Below are 16375 nucleotides of genomic sequence, written 5' to 3'. Positions count from 1 at the left end.
GCTGCCCTCATGGTCAAGCTCACGCGCATCTACACCCGCACGGGCGACGCGGGTACCACCCGGCTCGTCGACAACAGCCAGGTGCCCAAGACCGACGCCCGGCTCCAGGCGTACGCCGATGTCGACGAGGCCAACGCCGCGCTCGGGATGGTGGTGGCGCTGGCCAGGCCCACGGACGAGGTTGTCGCCGTGCTTCGCCGGATCCAGAACGACCTCTTCGACGTGGGCGCTGACCTGGGCAACCCGGTCGACCCCGATGTCGTACCAAAGGTTCCGCCGCTGCGGATCACCCCGGCGTACGTCGAACGCCTGGAGGCCTGGTGCGACGAGTTCAACGAACGACTGGAACCCCTGCGGTCCTTCGTACTTCCGGGCGGGACGGCCGAGGCGGCCCTGCTGCACGTCGCCCGCACCGTCGTACGCCGCGCGGAGCGCTCGGCGTGGGCCGCTGTCGAACTCCATGGGACGGCCATCAACGCCGAAGCGGTGAAGTACCTCAACCGGCTGTCGGATCTGGTGTTCATCCTTGCCCGGCTGGCGAACGGCCCACAGGGCGATGTGTTGTGGCAGCCAGGCGGGCCAGTCGACACGGACTGACTGCACTTATCGACGGCTATTGCCGGTTTCGTGACGATGCCAGAGCGGACCGTAGCCGATAAATCGGGACAGAGCAACACTTTCTCGTTGAAGCACCTCGCATGAGGAGGTATTCGACCGCTAGGTTGTTCACTTGCGCCGGGGGCGAGCTGTGGCCGGGGGGCTGCGCACCGCGGGCATCCAAAGCATCGTGCCGTAGGTCAACGCTCAACGAAGAGCCAGCCGAAAGGTGAGGAATGGACGGCAGGCGTCCTGGTCGGACCCAGCACTCCGCATCTGAGCAAGAGGCCTGGCGCCCCCGACACTCGGCCCAGCCGCGGCCAGATCAGCAGCCCGACCAGCAGGCTGGAGCGCATGCCCGCCCGGCACCCTGGCACACCGAAGTGCTCTCCAACGCGCCGGGACAGTGGGCAGCCGCGGACGATTCTCGAGGCCATGGCCACTACGTCGGCCAGCGACGAGCCACGGTCTCAGGGCCTGCTCCCGAGGCCGGGCCGGGACGGCGCGCTGCTGACACACCTGGGGCTAACCGCGTTCGGCGCCGGCACCGGGCCGCTCGACCCGCACCGTCCAAGACGAGTCGCTGGGTCCGCCAACTCGTCGTTCTCCTGCCACTGGCACTCGCCTCGAGCTCGTGGGCGAGCCTCGGTGGCTCCGACAACGGCCACGGCTCGTGGTTCCCCGAGGGATACCGCGTCGCGTTGGGTAGCGACCGCGCATCACCTTCCGATGCCGGGAGCGACGAGCCGGCGTCCGCCCCCGACGTCGACACAGACACCGACAGCACGCAGCCGGCGCCGGGCGACACCACTCCCACGGGACAGACGCCCCGGCGCCCGCCCGTGACGCTTCCGCCCGACGACGGCCCCGACGGCCGGCCGGGCCCGGGCCCGCGTCCCACCAGCTCCACGTCGGATCCAGCTCCCGTCCCCTACCCGACAGGCGGGCCGACGACCGAGCCGCGCCGGCCCAAGCCGGGGCCCACCTCCGGTGACCCTGGGCCGCGTCCCACGTCCACTCAGACGTCCGCGCCGGCGCCGGTGCCGACGAGCTCGCCGACCACCCGCCGGCCGCCGGCCCCCACACCGACTCCCACGTCGTCCCGCGGCCCCGGCATTCCGCTGCCGCCGTTGCCGTTGCCGTTGCCGCTTCCGCTGCCGACGGAGATCCCGCTGCCGCTTCCCCTCTTCTCGGGTGAAGTCCTGCTGCCAGCAGCCGTCAGCCCTTCGAGTTCGCGGACTGCCCCTGGCCCCAGCACCCTCGACATCTACAGCTTCGGCTTCGGCTTCGGCGCGAGCGAGTAGGCACGGCGGCAACACCTCGACGACAGGCCCGGGTCCGCGCAGAGACATACGTGGGCGCGGGCCTTGTGCCTCCCAAGGCCCGCGCCCGCGGTGAACTCGCTTTTGTCAGGGTATCGATGATCTACAACGGTGCGTGAGTACGCCCGGGTGGTGCGGCTTCGAGCCAGGCGAGGAAGCCGGTGAGGGCGTCCTCCGCCATGGCGAGCTCGACCACGTGTCCCGCCTCGACGCATTCCACGACCACATGGCCGGCGTACAACCCGAGCGCCTCAGTCGCCAGCGGGTGCCGGCGAGCGCGGACCGCGAAGTTGTCCCGTGAGAACACCCGGCGGGGTCGAAGACCGAACGAAAAGACCCGAAACCACTCGACCCTGTCGCCGGAGTACCGCGCGACCCCCAGCACCCAGCCCTTGCCACCCGAGCCCTTGTGCAGGCGGACGCTGCAGTCGAAGGTTCCGCCACCACGCTGGAGCACTCGCCGGCGGATGGCCAGCCCCGCCAGCGCCACCACCACGAGCGCGAGAATGATCCCCGCCGAATCCAGGACGATCTCGATCATCCGGTGCCGCCCAGGGGTCGGCGGCCGCGGAATGGGTGTCGGCGGACCCACCCACGTGGCGTGTCCGCTCTTCGCGCTCTTACGACGTCCCCGGTCCGGGGCAGCTGGGCAGCATGATGGTCGGCTTGCCTATGAGGCGCTCCCGCCGTCTCATCAATCGCTGCCACACGCCCACCACACCCGAGGCTTATGACGTCATCTCGACGGCGCGGATGCGCGCTTCGGCGCGGCGTACGCGTTCGAGCGCATCCTCGTCGTACTCACCCGCAGCCCGTGCGCGCTCAAGATCATGGCGCGCCTGCTCGAGATCGATCTCATGCGCGAGCTGGGCGTACTCAGCGAGAACTGACACCCGATCATTGGCGACCGAGAGGAACCCACCATGAACGGCGGCGACCCAACACTCTCCACCGGCGGCGCGGATCTCGACCACGCCGTCCGCGAGCAGGCCGAGAAGCGGGGCATGCCCGGGCAGGACACCAATATCGCCCTCGGTCGTCCGCGCGATGACAGTCGCCGCCTCGCCGGACCAGACCGTGCGGTCGGGCGCGACCAGCTCGACATGCAGGGGCTCTGCCACCGTAGACCCTCCTGGCCTGAATCGTTCTCGGGAGAATACCCACCCGCGGGGACTTCGCCCCCACGTACCCCCACCAACAAACCGAACCTGCGGGGGCTTCGCCCCCACGTACTACACCGAACCACCTGTCATCGGCCTCCGGTAGGTGGGACTCCGGAGGCCGACGTCACCTCAGGGTGCGGGTCAGAGCTCCTTCTGGATCTCCGCCCACTTGCGCTCGACGTCATCGAGGCCACCGACGGAGTAGAACGCCTGCTCCGCCACGTGGTCGTACTCGCCCTCACAGATCTTCTTGAACGCCTCGATCGTGTCCGCGAGCGGAACGAACGACCCCTCGACGCCGGTGAACTGCGTCGCGGCGAAGGTGTTCTGGGAGAGGAACCGCTGGATGCGGCGAGCCCGTGCGACGGTGATCTTGTCCTCTTCGGGGAGCTCGTCGATACCGAGAATCGCGATGATGTCCTGAAGCTCCTGGTTGCGCTGCAGGATCTGCTTGACGCGGATCGCGGTGTCGTAGTGCTCCTGCGCGATGTACCTCGGGTCGAGGATCCGCGACGTCGAGGTCAGCGGGTCCACGGCCGGGTAGATCGCCTGCGCCGCGAGGTTACGGGACAGCTCGGTGGTCGCGTCGAAGTGCGTGAACGCGGTCGCCGGCGCCGGGTCGGTGTAGTCGTCCGCCGGCACGTAGACCGCCTGCATCGACGTGATGGAGTGGCCACGCGTGGACGTGATCCGCTCCTGCAGGATGCCCATCTCGTCGGCGAGGTTCGGCTGGTAACCCACCGCGGACGGCATCCGGCCGAGCAGCGTCGACACCTCCGCACCCGCCTGGGTGAACCGGAAGATGTTGTCGATGAACAGCAGCACGTCCTGCTTCTGCACGTCGCGGAAGTACTCCGCCATCGTGAGTCCGGCCAGGCCCACCCGCAGACGGGTGCCCGGCGGCTCGTCCATCTGGCCGAACACCATCGCGGTGTCGCCCAGGACGTTGCCCTCCTCGAACTCCAGGATGAGGTCGTTACCTTCACGGGTGCGCTCACCGACGCCGGCGAACACCGAGGTGCCACCGAAGTTGCGCGCCACCCGGATGATCATCTCCTGGATGAGCACCGTCTTGCCGACACCCGCACCACCGAACAGGCCGATCTTGCCGCCCTGGACGTACGGCGTGAGCAGGTCGATGACCTTGATGCCGGTGACCAGCATCTCGGTCTTGCCCTCGAGCTGGTCGAACGCCGGCGCCGACCGGTGGATCGGCCACCGCTCGGTGATCTCCAGCTGCTCGCCGTCCTTGAGGTTGAGGCACTCGCCGACGGCGTTCCAGACGTGGCCCTTGGCGACCTCGCCCACCGGCACGCTGATCGGGCTGCCGGTGTCGCGAACCTCCTGGCCGCGCACCAGGCCGTCAGTCGGCTGCAGCGACACCGCCCGGACGACGTTGTCGCCCAGGTGCTGCGCGACCTCCAGCGTCAGGACCTGGGACTGGCCCATGATCGACACTTCGGTCCTGAGCGCGTTGTAGATGTCGGGTACCTCACCGGCGGGGAACTCGACGTCGACGACCGTGCCGATGACGCGCGCGACCCGGCCGATGCCAGCCGCCGACTCCTCGGCGGTCTTCTCCGTAACCGTGGCAGTCATGTCTCTCACTCACTCCCGGCGGTCGCCTCGGCGAGCGCACTCGCGCCCCCGACGATCTCGCTGATTTCTTGGGTGATCTCGGCCTGGCGGGCCTGGTTGGCCTGGCGGGTGAGCGTCTGGATCAGCTCCTCCGCGTTGTCGGTGGCCGACTTCATCGCGCGCTGCCGGGCCGCGAGCTCACTAGCCGCCGCCTGCAGCATGCAGTGGTAGATGCGGTTCTCGACGTAACGCGGCAGCAGCGCGTCGAGAACATCTGCCGCCGAGGGTTCGAACTCATACAGCGGCAGCACCTCCTCGGACGCCGGCGGAGCCTCGCCCTCGACAACCTCCAGCGGCATCAACCGGATGACCTCCGGCCGCTGGGCCATCATGCTGACGAACCGGGTGTAGACGATGTGGATCTCGTCGACCCCGCCACCTTCGCTGCCGGCGAGGAACGCCTCGATGAGGGTCTCGCCGACCGCCTTGGCGTCGGAGTACGCCGGCTTGTCGGAGAAGCCCGTCCACTCCTCCGCGACGTCCCGCCGGCGGAAGCGGTAGTAGGACGCGGCCTTGCGGCCACAGAGGTAGGGCCGCACCTCCTTGCCCTCACTACGCAGCAGCTCGGTGAGGCGCTCACCCTCCCGGATGACGTTGGAGGAGTAGGCACCGGCCAGGCCACGGTCGCTGGCGATGATCAGCACCGCCGCCCGGCTGGCCTCCGGCCGCTCGGTGGTGAGCGGGTGGTCGACGTGCGAGAACGTCGCCAGCGCGGAAACCGCGCGGGTGAGTTCACGGGCGTACGGTGTGGCCGCCTGCGAACGCTCCTGCGCCTTGCGGATGCGCGATGCCGCCACCAGCTCCATCGCGCGGGTGCTCTTCTTGATCGTCGTCACCGCGCGGATGCGCTGGCGGTAGATCCGGATCTTGCCTGCCATCGTGATCAGCCCCGCTTCTGCCGGACGATCTTCTCCTGCTCGACGCTCTCCTCCTCCAGCGCCTCGAACTCCTCGCGACCGGCCTCGAGCAGGCGGCCCTCCGACGTCTCGAAGGTCTGCTTGAAGTCGGTCACCGCCTCCTCCAACGCCTTCACGGTGTCGTCGGAGAAGTCGAGGGTTTCGCGGATGGAGGCGAGGATGCCGTCACGCTCACGGCGCAGGAAGTCGAGGAACTCGGACTCGAACCGGCGTACGTCGTCGACCGGCACGTTGTCGATCTTGCCGGTGGTGCCGAGCCAGATCGAGACCACCTGCTCCTCGACGGGGTACGGCGTGGCCTGCGGCTGCTTGAGCAGCTCGGTGAGCCGCTGACCGCGCTCCAGCTGGCGCCGGGAGGCCGCGTCGAGGTCGGCCGCGAACATCGCGAACGCCTGCATCTCGCGGAACTGCGCGAGCTCCAGCTTGAGCTGGGCGCCGACCTTCCGCATGGCCTTGGTCTGCGCCGAGGTGCCGACCCGGGACACGGACTGACCGACGTCGACCGCGGGCCGCTGGTTGGCGTTGAACAGGTCGGACTGGAAGAAGATCTGGCCGTCGGTGATCGAGATGACGTTCGTCGGGATGTACGCCGAGATGTCGTTGGCCTTGGTCTCGATTACCGGAAGGCCGGTGATCGACCCGCCGCCCAGGTCGTCGGACAGCTTGGCGCACCGCTCGAGCAGCCGGGAGTGCAGGTAGAAGACGTCACCGGGGTAGGCCTCACGACCCGGTGGGCGGCGCAGCAGCAGCGACATCGCGCGGTAGGCCTCGGCCTGCTTCGACAGGTCGTCGAACACGATGAGGACGTGCTTGCCGGCGTACATCCAGTGCTGGGCGATGGACGAGCCGGTGTAGGGGGCGATGTACTTGAAGCCCGCCGGGTCAGAAGCGGGGGCCGCCACGATCGTGGTGTACTCCAGCGCGCCGTTCTCTTCGAGCGTGCGCTTGACCTCGGCGATCGTGCTGCCCTTCTGGCCGATCGCGACGTAGACGCAGCGAACCTGCTTCGTGGGGTCGCCGCTTGCCCAGTTGGCCTTCTGGTTGAGGATCGTGTCGACCGCCACCGTGGTCTTGCCGGTCTTGCGGTCGCCGATCAGCAGCTCCCGCTGGCCCCGGCCGATCGGGATCATCGTGTCAATCGCCTTGATCCCGGTTTGCAAGGGCTCCTTGACGGGCTGCCGCGCCATCACGCCGGGGGCCTGTAGCTCAAGGGCCCGACGCTCGTTGAGCCCCTCGATCGGGCCCAGGCCGTCGATCGGCTTGCCCATGGCGTCCACCACGCGGCCGAGGTAGCCCTCACCGACCGGCACCGAGAGGACCTGGCCGGTACGCCGGACCGTCTGCCCCTCCTCAATACCAGTGAAATCACCCAGGATGACGGCACCGATCTCGCGGACGTCGAGGTTCAAGGCCATCCCGAGGGTGCCGTCCTCGAACTCCAGGAGTTCGTTGGCCATCGCCGAGGGCAGGCCTTCGACGTGCGCGATGCCGTCGCCGGCGTCGGTGACCCTGCCGACCTCCTCGCGCGCAGCTGCCTCCGGCTGGTAGCTCGAGACGAAACGCTCGAGCGCATCCCGGATCTCCTCCGGGCGAATCGTCAGCTCCGACATCTGTGTGGTCCTAGCTCTCTCGGCAATCTCAGCTCAGGTTCGTGCTCAACCGGCTAGCCGGCGTCGCGCCTCGTCCAGCCGGCTGGCGATCGTGCCGTCGACGACCTCGTCGCCGAGTTCGACACGGACGCCGCCAATCACGCCTGGATCAACAAGGATGTTCAGGTGTACGTCGTGGCCGTACTGGCGCCGCAGCGCCTGGGCCAACCGGGCGCGTTCGGCATCGCCCAAGGCCACGGCCGTATAGACAGTGGCCACGAGGCGGCGACGCCACTCCGCCGCCACCTTGGCGTACGTGTCGAGCGCCTCGGTGAAGGAGAGTCCACGCGGGGCCACCACGGCCTGCTCCACCAAGCGTACGGTCACCTCGGCCGCCTTCCCTTGGAGCAGGGTGCGGGCGAGTTCGGCCCGGCGGCTCGACGCGATGGTCCGGTCGGTGAGTGCACGGGCAAGTGCGACATCGCCCTGGACAAGACGGGCGAACCGGAAAAGCTGGTCCTCGAGATCGTCGAGGCTGCCGGCTTCTTCGGCCGCGCGTACCGACGTGAGCACCCCGAGGTATTCGAGGGCGTCCACGAGGTCACGCACCCGGGACCACTGCGCACTGACCGCGCTCGAAACCAGGTCGACCCCGGCCTGGCTGACATGCTGGCGGAGAAGGCTCGCCACCAGGCCAGCCCGCTCGTCGGGAGTCCGCGCGGGGTCAGTGAGCGCCCTGCGCAGACTCGGCTGGCCGTCGAGCAGGCTGGTGACGGCGAACAACTCGCCACCGAGCGCGATCAGGTCACTCGAACCGCCCGGGAGCGCGGCGATCTGCTCCCGGAGCGAGGCGAGCGAACTGCGCGAAACGCCACGAACGTCGGTCATCGGACCTCTCCGACCGGCTCCTGTTCCTCAAGCTCAGCGAGGAACCGCTCGACGATCCGGCGCTGGCGAACCTCATCGTCCAGCACCTCGCCGACGATGCGGTCGGCGAGCTGGATGGACAGGTCACCGATCTCGGTGCGGAGCTGGGCAAGCACCTGTTGACGCTCGGCCTCGATCTGGGTCTGTGCCTGGTCGACGATGCGCCGCGCCTCGGCCTGCGCCTCGGCACGCAACTCCGCGATGATCGCGGCGCCCTGCTCCGTCGCCTTCTCGCGGATGCGAGCGGCCTCGTGCCGGGCCTCGGCCAGCTTCTGGGTGTATTCGTCGAGTGCCGCCTTGGCCTTGTCCTGCGCCTCCGCGGCTTCCTTCAATCCGCCCTCGATAGCGGCGGTGCGATCGGCGTACGCCTTCTCGAACCGTGGTGTGACGAACTTCCACACCATGAAGAGGATGATGAGGAAGACCACCCCGCCGAGGATCATCTCGGAAGGGTGCGGAACAAGCGGGTTGAGCTGTTCCTCTGCGGCGATCAGTGTCATGGCGACAGTCCGTTCGTGCGCGGAAGGCTTTTAGCGGGCCGGAATAGCGAAGGCCAGCGCGATTCCGATGATCGCCAGCGCCTCGATGAGCGCGAACCCGAGGATCGCGATCGGCTGCAGCTTGCCCTGAGCCTCGGGCTGACGGGCGACACCGTTGATGTAGGCCGCGAAGACCAGACCGACGCCGATACCCGGGCCGAGGGTCGCGATGCCGTAGCCCAGCATGTTGAGGTTGCCGATCATTCCTCTTTCTTCCTTTCGGTTATTTCCGCCGGCTCAGTGTTCTTCGGCGAGTGCGCCGGCGATGTACATGGCGGTGAGGAAGGTGAAGACGTACGCCTGAAGGACCTGCACCAGGATCTCGAGGAACGCGATCGCGATACCGAACGCGAACGTGAGAACCCCGGCCGGCTTCGCGATCAGCCCACTCGCCTCGATGAGGAGGAACTCCGCACCGAGCGCGAAAAGCATGATGAGCAGGTGACCCGCGAACATGTTGGCGAAGAGTCGCAGCGCCAACGTGATCGGCCGGAAGATGATGTTGGACGCGAACTCCATCGGGATGATGAGCGGGTAGATCGCGACCGGCACCCCCGAAGGGATCGTGCTGTGCTTGAGGTAGCCGAGGAAGCCGTGCTTACGGATCCCGACGGTGTTGTAGACGATCCAGGAGATGATCGCCAGTGCGTAGGCGTACCCCGCATGGGAGAACGTCGGGAACTGCACGACCGGGATCGTCGCGAAGAGGTTGTTGACGAGCACGAAGAAGAACATCGCGACGAAGAACGGCACGAACTTGAGATACTCCGTGCCACCGATGACGTCCCGGGCGATGCCGTTGCGGACGAACCCGTAGGCCATCTCACCGGCGTACTGCCACCGGCCCGGCACGACCGCGGCGCGACGCGACGTGAGCATCAGGAAGCCCACGATGATGATCGCCGACAGCAGGACCAGCATCATCGGCTTGGTGACGCCGGCGATGACCGGCGGCAGGTCGAACGACGCAGGTCCCGGCGGCACAAAACTGCCGCCGCCGCTGGCGCTGACGACCACCGTGCTCACGTGCGCTCCTCTCGGGCGGGCTTGGTGTGGGTGCGAGAAGACAAGGACCGGCGTGGCTTCAGGACTTGCGGGCGTATCTCGCGATCAGGAGATACATCCCCAGCACCGAACCCAGAACCAGTCCAACAGGAAGCAGGAAGGACACGTCCAACCAGCGGTCGAGTAACCAGCCGAGCCCGCCATAGATCGCTGGTCCGGACACGAGGTACCCAACTGCCCCCCAAGCGGCGTTGGATTCCGCGGCGGCCGGCCGAGGGGCCGGCTCGTTCTGGTTCATCGCGCTCCGGACTGTAGCAGTCAGCTCGGGCGGGGCTTATGCCAGGGTAAAGGAAAGGTAATGCCCTCCGGCCCGCGGCGCCGAGGCGTCTGCGCGGTGCGTGCGACCTCATGACGCCCGCCCAGGGTCCACGGGGTGCGCCGCCGGCTCGTCAAGGTCGTAGGTGGGGACACGAAGCCGGGTATATGCCCAGATCTCCCCCGCCATCCCGGCGAGCACGCAGGCGACGACCGTCAGTGCGGTCGCACCCCGATGGATGACCGAGTCCACGCCGTCGATCGACCCGACGATCTCGAGGATGATGCCGAAGAAGAGCACCCGGAGCAGGTAGCTGCTGAGCGCCACCAACATCAGGGTGGCCGGCGGTGTCGACCGCACCGCGCGGACCGCCAGGAACCCCACTCCGGAGAAGATCACGGCCGTTGCCGCACCGATCAGCGCACCGAGGGCGCCCCGGCCACCCGCGACCACCGCACTCACGATGATCGAAACGCCGCCAACGGCCAATGTTGGCACCAGCGCTCCGCGAAGCAGCGGGGTCACCCTGTCGGTCGTCATAGCGGCGGCCGTCCCTGTTGCTCGTGTGGGTAATGCTCAGATGGCTGGTGCTCGGGTCGCGAGCGCTCGGCTGTGAATGCGCGCTCACACCCCCACCTCTTGTTAGTGGTTCCGGCCCCACGCGGGCTTCGCCCGCCCGGGCCCACCCCCACCTCAGGTTTGTGAAACTTAGCACAAGGTTGGGTCAAAACCGAATCAGGCGCGTCCGAGGTGGGCCATCCGAACCCCGCCCCCGCTCGCCGCTCAGCGCGGTCGGGCGACCTTCCGCAGGCGTGGCACCAGCGCCGTACACAGGATGGCGAGAACCACCACGAGACCGACCAGACCGACGGTCAACCAGGTCGTCCACAGCCCGATCGCCACCACACCGAAGGCCAGCAGACCCGCCCAGAGATACATCACGAGCACCGCACCCGGATGGGAATGTCCGAGTTCGAGGTGGAGGCGGTGATGCAGGTGCTTCTTGTCCGCGTCGAACGGCGAACGCCCGGCACGGGTCCGGCGTACGACCGCGAGCATCAGGTCGATGAACGGCAGCGCCATGACCGCGATCGGTAACACCAGCGGCAGCAGGGCCGGCAGCAGGCTCTGGCGTACCCCGTCCGCGGCCATCACGCTCGGGTCCAGCCAGCCGGTGAGGCTGATCGTGGAGGCGGCGAGCAGTAGACCCAGTAGATAGGCGCCCGAATCGCCCATGAACACCCGCGCCGGGAAGAAGTTGTGTGGCAGGAATCCCACGCAGGCCCCGGTCACGACCGCGGTCACGAGGGTCGCGGTGGTGGCGCGGTTGAGGGAGTTCTGGAACGCCAGCAGGTAGGAGTAGCTGAAGAACGCCGCCGCTCCAAGGCACACCACGCCCGCCGCCAGGCCGTCGAGACCGTCCACGAAGTTGACCGCGTTGGCCATCATGATGATGATCAGCGCCGAGATGATCGCGCTCTGCGTCGGCGACAACGACAGCGTGGTGCCGTCGGGAAGTGGCAGCCAGTTCAGCTGGACGCCGGACACCACCAGGATGCCGGCCGCGACCACCTGTCCCGCCAACCTCGTGATCGGGTCGAGGTCCACCACGTCGTCGACCCCGCCGACGACCGCGATCACCAGGCCCGCGAGCAGCAGACCCCACGCGTCTCCTCTGATCTCGGGGAGCATCCCGAGGAACGGCAGGTGCGTCGCCACGACGAACGCCGCGACCACCCCGCCGAGCACCGCCAGCCCACCCAGTCGCGGGATCGGGACGGAATGCACGTCCCTGTCCCGGATCGGGGTGATCGCGCCGATTCTGGCCGCGAAGCGGCGGACCAGACCTCCTAACAGGTAGGTCGTGGCCGCCGCGACGAGCAGGACGAGGAGATACTCACGCACGAGGGTGTCCTGCGTCAGGAGTTCGTTGCTGGAACTGGCGTCCAGGTGGATGGATCGCAAGGCGGAGGAGGAGCCAATAGTGGTGTTCTATTGGCGACGACGACAACGCCGCGAGGCGCCACCTGGACGCCAGAGACGGCGACAAGGAACTTCTGACGCAGGACACTAGTGCCTGACTCCCACGCCGACCAGGGCGGAGATCGTGGCGTCGACGGCCTGCGCGATGACCGCGCCGGTCGACTGGTAGACCTCCATCGGCCGGCCGATGGGGTCGGGAATGTCGTCCTCGTCCGGCCGGCTTGGTCGGACGGTGCCCCGTCGCCTGGCCGCCGCGGCGACGAGCGCACGGGACCGCTCCACCGGGTCGAACGGCAGGTCGGTGGGCGGCGTGCTCGCCAGGACCGCGCTGCTGGTCCGCGCGAACTCGGTCAGGGTGAAGCTGCGGCGCAGCGCCACGGGGTCGACGGTCACGACGTCGCTGCGGTGTGCCCGGGTGGCGGTGAGCACCAGGTCCGCGGCGGCGACGTGCCCGGGCGTCAACTCGGAGGAGAGAAAGCCGTTGGGATCCGCGCCGTACGCCGACGTGACCGCGGCCGCCTCCGGGGTCATCGCGCGCCCGTTGCGAGTGCCGGTGCCGGCGCTGAAGACCCGGAACCTGGCCACGTCGGGGCCAAGACGCCGGGCCAGCAACGACCAGGCCAGCCGCTCGGCCATCGGCGAGCGGCACATGTTGCCCGTGCAGACGAACATGATCGAGAACGTGTTGAGCGTGGTCTCCACCGTTGGTCCAGCCCCTCCATCGTCGTGATCGACGTACGTCACTCCGCTGGTGTTGGTACGTCGTTGTCCGTGCGGCGTACTCCGCTTACTCCGTGAGGTCCGGGACCACCGTGCGGAGCCGCTCCAGCGAGAGCACGCCCGGTCGCAGCACGCGCGGCGTCGGGCCGGTCAGGTCGACGATCGTCGAGGGCACCGCCCCCGGCGTCGGACCCGCGTCCAGGTAGACCGCCACGCTGTCCCCCAGTTGGGCCTGGGCGTCGGCACAGTCGGTCGCCGGCGGCTGGCCGGTGAGGTTCGCGCTGCTCACCGCCAACGGACCCGTCATGGTGAGTAGCTCCAGTGCGAGGTCGTGATCGGGCATCCGCACCGCCACCGTGCCGCCCGTCTCGCCGAGGTCCCACATCAGGCTCGGCTGCTGGTGGCAGATGATCGTCAGCGCACCCGGCCAGAACTTCTCGACCAGCTGGCGGCCGTAGTCCGGAATGTCCGCCGCGATGCCGTCGAGCGTGCTGATCGATCCGACCAGCACCGGTGGCGGCGCCGCCCGGCCCCGTCCCTTCGCCGCCAGCAGGTCGGCCACCGCCTCGGGGACAAACGCGTCGGCGGCGACGCCGTACACCGTGTCGGTCGGCATTACCACCAGATCGGCCCGCCTGATGGCGGCCGAGGCGATCTGCAGCCCGATCGTGCGCTCATCTTTGTCTTGGCACGCGTAGCGCTCGCTCACAGTCGCTCATCGTGCCATGCCAGTGCGCATGCCATCGGCACTAGGCTGGCCCGCGTGACCGATAATCTGCCGGACCGCGCCCTCCACCGGGCCTCCGACTCCGATCGGGAGGCGGTCGTAGAGCACCTCCAAGCCGCCGCCGCGGACGGGCGGCTCGACCTCACGGAGTTCGAGGAGCGGATGGCTGAGGCCTACCGCGCCAAGACGTTCGGCGAGCTCGCGCCTCTGACGGCTGACCTGCCTGAGACCGCCGCGCACGCTGGGCCGCCCGAGATCACGCTGCACGCCGTCGGGTCCTCCGTGAACCGCAGCGGGAACTGGGTGGTACCCCGCAAAGTGGTCGTCAAGGGCAAAGCCGGCACGACCCGGCTCGACCTCACGCAGGCGACGCTGCTGTCCCGCGAGGTCGAGATCGCCCTCGATGCCGTGGCCGGCTCGCTTGTCGTCATCGTGCCGCCCGACACCCACGTCGACGCGAGCGAGCTACGTACCAGCTTCGGGAGTGTCAACATCCGCACCGACACGACTCCCGGATCAGGTGGCGCACCACGCTTGAAGGTCACCATCACGGGGAGCGCCCACATGGGCTCGGTGGTCGTACGCCACCTGTATTTCTGGGAACCCTGGATCCGTAACGTCCTGCTCCGGTGGCGCCGCGCGCTGCAGAGCCGCTGAGCGCTCAGCCGACGCGGCGGGCCGTGGCGAACCGCGGCCGCCCGGCGAGGTCGAGGTGGTCGCGTACCTCCGCCCAGCCGCCCGACGCCGCGAACACAGCCGGCGCGCTCTCGCCCTGCACGTCCGCGTGCTCCACCACGACGAGTCCGCCGGGGCGCAGCAGTCGGCCGGCCGTGCGTTCGACCATCCGGATCGCGTCGAGCCCATCGTCGCCGGACCACAACGCGAGCGCCGGGTCGTGGTCGCGTACCTCCCGCTCGACGGATTCCCACGCCTCCAAAGGGATGTACGGCGGATTCGCGACCACCAGGTCCACCTGACCGTCCAGCTCTGGGAAGGCAGTCGCCGCGTCGCCATGGACCAGCGTCACGGAGCTGCCCGCGAGGTTGCGCTCGGCCCAGGCGTGGGCGGCCGGGTCGAGTTCGACGGCGTGGACGCGGGCCGCCGGCACCTCGTCGGCGATGGATGCCGCGATCGCTCCGGAGCCCGTACACAGGTCCACGACGACCGGCGCGGGACCCGTCGCCGCCAGGGCGTCGATCGCCCACCCTGCCACCACCTCGGTCTCCGGGCGCGGCACGAAGACGCCGGGACCGACTGCCAACTCCAGATGCCGGAACGGCGCCGTACCCGTGAGGTGCTGCAGCGGCTCCCGGGCCGCCCGCCGCGCGATCAGGTCGTCGTACTCCCGCGCCCGCTCCGCCGGGACGTCCGCGAGGAGCCGCAACCGCAGCCGCGGAACCCCCACGACATGGGACAGCAGGGCCTCGGCATCGTGCTGCGGGGACGCGACACCCGCGGCCGCGAGGCGTTCCCGCGCCCGGCCGAGCAGGTCGCGCGTCGCGATCATCCGGCCGAATTCTCCAGTGCGGCAAGGCGTTCGCGCTGATCGGCGTCGAGCAGGGCACCGATCACTCCGTCGAGTTCGCCGTCGAGCACCTGGTCGAGGTTGTAGGCGGTGTAGCCGACGCGGTGGTCGGTGATGCGGTTCTGGGGGAAGTTGTACGTACGAACGCGTTCTGACCGGTCGACGGTGCGGACCTGGCTGCGCCGGGCCGCCGCGACCTCCTTGTCGGCCTGCTCCTGCGCGATCGCGAGCAGCCGCGAACGCAGGATCCGCAGCGCCTGTTCTTTGTTCTGTAGTTGGCTTTTCTCGTTTTGACACGAGACCACGATGCCGGTCGGGAGGTGGGTGATGCGGACGGCGGAGTCGGTCGTGTTGACGCTCTGCCCACCCGGACCGGAGGAGCGGAACACGTCGATGCGCAGGTCCTTCTCCTCCAGCTCGACGTCGACGTCCTCCGCCTCGGGCAGCACGAGCACTCCCGCCGCCGAGGTGTGGATCCGTCCCTGCGACTCGGTGACGGGGACGCGCTGCACCCGGTGGACGCCACCCTCGAACTTCAACCGGGCGTACGGCGTCTCGTCGGATTCGGCAGCCGCGCCCTTGCCCTTCAGGGCAACGGTCACGCTCTTGATGCCGCCGAGGTCGGACTCCGCGACGTCGAGGGTCTCAGTCTTCCATCCCCGGCGCTCGGCGTAGCGGAGATACATCCGTAGCAGGTCACCGGCGAACAACGCCGACTCCTCGCCGCCTTCGCCGGCCTTCACCTCGAGCAGGACGTTCTTGTCCTCGTTCGGATCCCGCGGCAGCAACAACAGCCGCAGCCGCTCCTCGAGCTGGGCCTGCTCCTCCGCCAGCCGCTCGGCTTCCTCGGCGAACGCCGGATCCTCATCGGCCAGCTCACGCGCCGCGGTGAGGTCCTCGCTGGCCTTGTGCCAGGCGCCGTGTGCGGCGACAACCCGCTGGAGCTCCGCATAGCGCCGGCCCACCCGGCGGGCAGTCGCCTGGTCGGCGTGGATCGCCGGGTCGGCGAGCCGCCGTTCGAGCTCGGCGTGCTCGGCGAGCAACGTCTCGACGGCTTCGAACACCACGGCCTCCTTCGGAACAGATGGGCTCGTACGACACAAACAGCGCCGGCCAGGCAGAACCCACCAAGGGTCCCACCGGCCGGCGCTGAGAGGTCGCTACTTTTTCTTGGTGCCCTGGGCCTGGGCGTACCGCTTCTCGAACCGCGCCACACGACCACCGGTGTCCAGAATCTTCTGCTTGCCGGTGTAGAAGGGGTGGCAGTTCGAGCACACATCGGCGTGGATCGTGCCGTTGGTGGCGGTGCTACGCGTGGTGAAGGTGTTGCCACACGTACAGGTCACCGTGGTCTCGACGTACTCGGGGTGGATGTCGGGCTTCACTGCTGTCCTCCGCTCTCATGGC

General features: G+C 68.6%; 20 protein-coding genes. 2 read left to right on the top strand and 18 right to left on the bottom strand.

Annotated features, from left to right (window positions below; genetic code table 11):
- Positions 1–9 precede the first annotated feature (9 nt).
- Positions 10–597, top strand: coding sequence for a cob(I)yrinic acid a,c-diamide adenosyltransferase (locus B141_RS0111055; protein ID WP_020575227.1), 588 nt, complete (start codon positions 10–12; stop codon positions 595–597).
- A 1018-nt stretch (positions 598–1615) separates the two neighbouring features.
- On the opposite strand, the gene B141_RS40055 is transcribed toward B141_RS0111055, so the two are convergent.
- The 15 genes from B141_RS40055 to B141_RS0110980 all read right to left on the bottom strand — a co-directional run bounded on the left by B141_RS40055 (position 1616) and on the right by B141_RS0110980 (position 13425).
- The gene (locus B141_RS40055; RefSeq protein WP_020575226.1) at positions 1616–1864 is read right to left on the bottom strand and encodes a hypothetical protein; all 249 of its coding nucleotides are present in this window, start codon (positions 1862–1864) and stop codon (positions 1616–1618) included.
- 158 nt (positions 1865–2022) lie between these two features.
- Positions 2023–2460, bottom strand: coding sequence for a DUF2550 domain-containing protein (locus B141_RS0111045; protein WP_020575225.1), 438 nt, complete (start codon positions 2458–2460; stop codon positions 2023–2025).
- Between the two features lie 187 nt (positions 2461–2647).
- Complete coding sequence (locus B141_RS0111040) at positions 2648–3040, bottom strand: F0F1 ATP synthase subunit epsilon (protein ID WP_020575224.1); 393 nt, start codon at positions 3038–3040, stop codon at positions 2648–2650.
- Between the two features lie 183 nt (positions 3041–3223).
- On the bottom strand, positions 3224–4681 hold the full coding sequence (atpD, locus tag B141_RS0111035) for a F0F1 ATP synthase subunit beta (protein ID WP_020575223.1): 1458 nt from the start codon (positions 4679–4681) through the stop codon (positions 3224–3226).
- A gap of 5 nt (positions 4682–4686) precedes the next feature.
- Positions 4687–5598, bottom strand: coding sequence for a F0F1 ATP synthase subunit gamma (locus tag B141_RS0111030; protein WP_020575222.1), 912 nt, complete (start codon positions 5596–5598; stop codon positions 4687–4689).
- A 5-nt stretch (positions 5599–5603) separates the two neighbouring features.
- Positions 5604–7247 carry a F0F1 ATP synthase subunit alpha gene (gene atpA / locus B141_RS0111025; RefSeq protein ID WP_020575221.1) on the bottom strand — a complete coding sequence of 548 codons (1644 nt, stop codon included), beginning with the start codon at positions 7245–7247 and terminating at the stop codon, positions 5604–5606.
- A 45-nt stretch (positions 7248–7292) separates the two neighbouring features.
- Positions 7293–8114 (bottom strand): F0F1 ATP synthase subunit delta, encoded by an 822-nt coding sequence (locus B141_RS0111020; protein WP_020575220.1) that lies wholly within the window; start codon positions 8112–8114, stop codon positions 7293–7295.
- A complete protein-coding gene (locus B141_RS0111015; RefSeq protein WP_020575219.1) occupies positions 8111–8653 on the bottom strand; it encodes a F0F1 ATP synthase subunit B in 543 nt (180 codons plus the stop codon). Before B141_RS0111015 ends, B141_RS0111020 begins: the two co-directional genes overlap by 4 nt.
- Before the next feature lie 30 nt (positions 8654–8683).
- Complete coding sequence (gene atpE, locus B141_RS0111010; protein WP_020575218.1) at positions 8684–8896, bottom strand: ATP synthase F0 subunit C; 213 nt, start codon at positions 8894–8896, stop codon at positions 8684–8686.
- Between the two features lie 33 nt (positions 8897–8929).
- Positions 8930–9718 carry a F0F1 ATP synthase subunit A gene (gene atpB / locus B141_RS0111005; RefSeq protein ID WP_020575217.1) on the bottom strand — a complete coding sequence of 263 codons (789 nt, stop codon included), beginning with the start codon at positions 9716–9718 and terminating at the stop codon, positions 8930–8932.
- A gap of 58 nt (positions 9719–9776) precedes the next feature.
- A complete protein-coding gene (locus B141_RS0111000; RefSeq protein ID WP_020575216.1) occupies positions 9777–9995 on the bottom strand; it encodes an AtpZ/AtpI family protein in 219 nt (72 codons plus the stop codon).
- A 108-nt stretch (positions 9996–10103) separates the two neighbouring features.
- Positions 10104–10553, bottom strand: a complete 450-nt coding sequence (locus B141_RS40050) for a Cg1360 family ATP-synthase-associated protein (protein ID WP_020575215.1) — start codon at positions 10551–10553, stop codon at positions 10104–10106.
- Between the two features lie 243 nt (positions 10554–10796).
- Positions 10797–11918 carry an MraY family glycosyltransferase gene (locus tag B141_RS0110990; RefSeq protein WP_026257107.1) on the bottom strand — a complete coding sequence of 374 codons (1122 nt, stop codon included), beginning with the start codon at positions 11916–11918 and terminating at the stop codon, positions 10797–10799.
- A 165-nt stretch (positions 11919–12083) separates the two neighbouring features.
- Complete coding sequence (locus tag B141_RS0110985) at positions 12084–12698, bottom strand: arsenate reductase/protein-tyrosine-phosphatase family protein (RefSeq protein WP_026257106.1); 615 nt, start codon at positions 12696–12698, stop codon at positions 12084–12086.
- Positions 12699–12783: 85 nt separating this feature from the next.
- On the bottom strand, positions 12784–13425 hold the full coding sequence (locus tag B141_RS0110980; RefSeq protein WP_020575212.1) for an L-threonylcarbamoyladenylate synthase: 642 nt from the start codon (positions 13423–13425) through the stop codon (positions 12784–12786).
- A gap of 54 nt (positions 13426–13479) precedes the next feature.
- Here B141_RS0110980 and B141_RS49180 point away from each other — a divergent pair, with 54 nt between their 5' ends.
- A complete protein-coding gene (locus tag B141_RS49180) occupies positions 13480–14100 on the top strand; it encodes a DUF1707 SHOCT-like domain-containing protein (RefSeq protein ID WP_020575211.1) in 621 nt (206 codons plus the stop codon).
- A 4-nt stretch (positions 14101–14104) separates the two neighbouring features.
- Here B141_RS49180 and prmC read toward each other — a convergent pair whose 3' ends face one another.
- The 3 genes from prmC to rpmE form a co-directional block, all read right to left on the bottom strand.
- A complete protein-coding gene (prmC, locus tag B141_RS0110970; protein WP_020575210.1) occupies positions 14105–14950 on the bottom strand; it encodes a peptide chain release factor N(5)-glutamine methyltransferase in 846 nt (281 codons plus the stop codon).
- Complete coding sequence (prfA, locus tag B141_RS0110965) at positions 14947–16032, bottom strand: peptide chain release factor 1 (RefSeq protein WP_026257105.1); 1086 nt, start codon at positions 16030–16032, stop codon at positions 14947–14949. The genes prmC and prfA overlap by 4 nt, the downstream gene beginning before the upstream one ends.
- Positions 16033–16128: 96 nt before the next feature.
- The gene (rpmE, locus tag B141_RS0110960; protein WP_020575208.1) at positions 16129–16353 is read right to left on the bottom strand and encodes a 50S ribosomal protein L31; all 225 of its coding nucleotides are present in this window, start codon (positions 16351–16353) and stop codon (positions 16129–16131) included.
- Positions 16354–16375: the final 22 nt, after the last annotated feature.

The sequence above is a fragment of the Actinopolymorpha alba DSM 45243 genome (assembly GCF_000373925.1).
Taxonomy (GTDB): Bacteria; Actinomycetota; Actinomycetes; order Propionibacteriales; family Actinopolymorphaceae; genus Actinopolymorpha; species Actinopolymorpha alba.
Note: the sequence above shows the minus strand (reverse complement) of the source record. Positions and strands in the feature narration are given on the sequence as shown.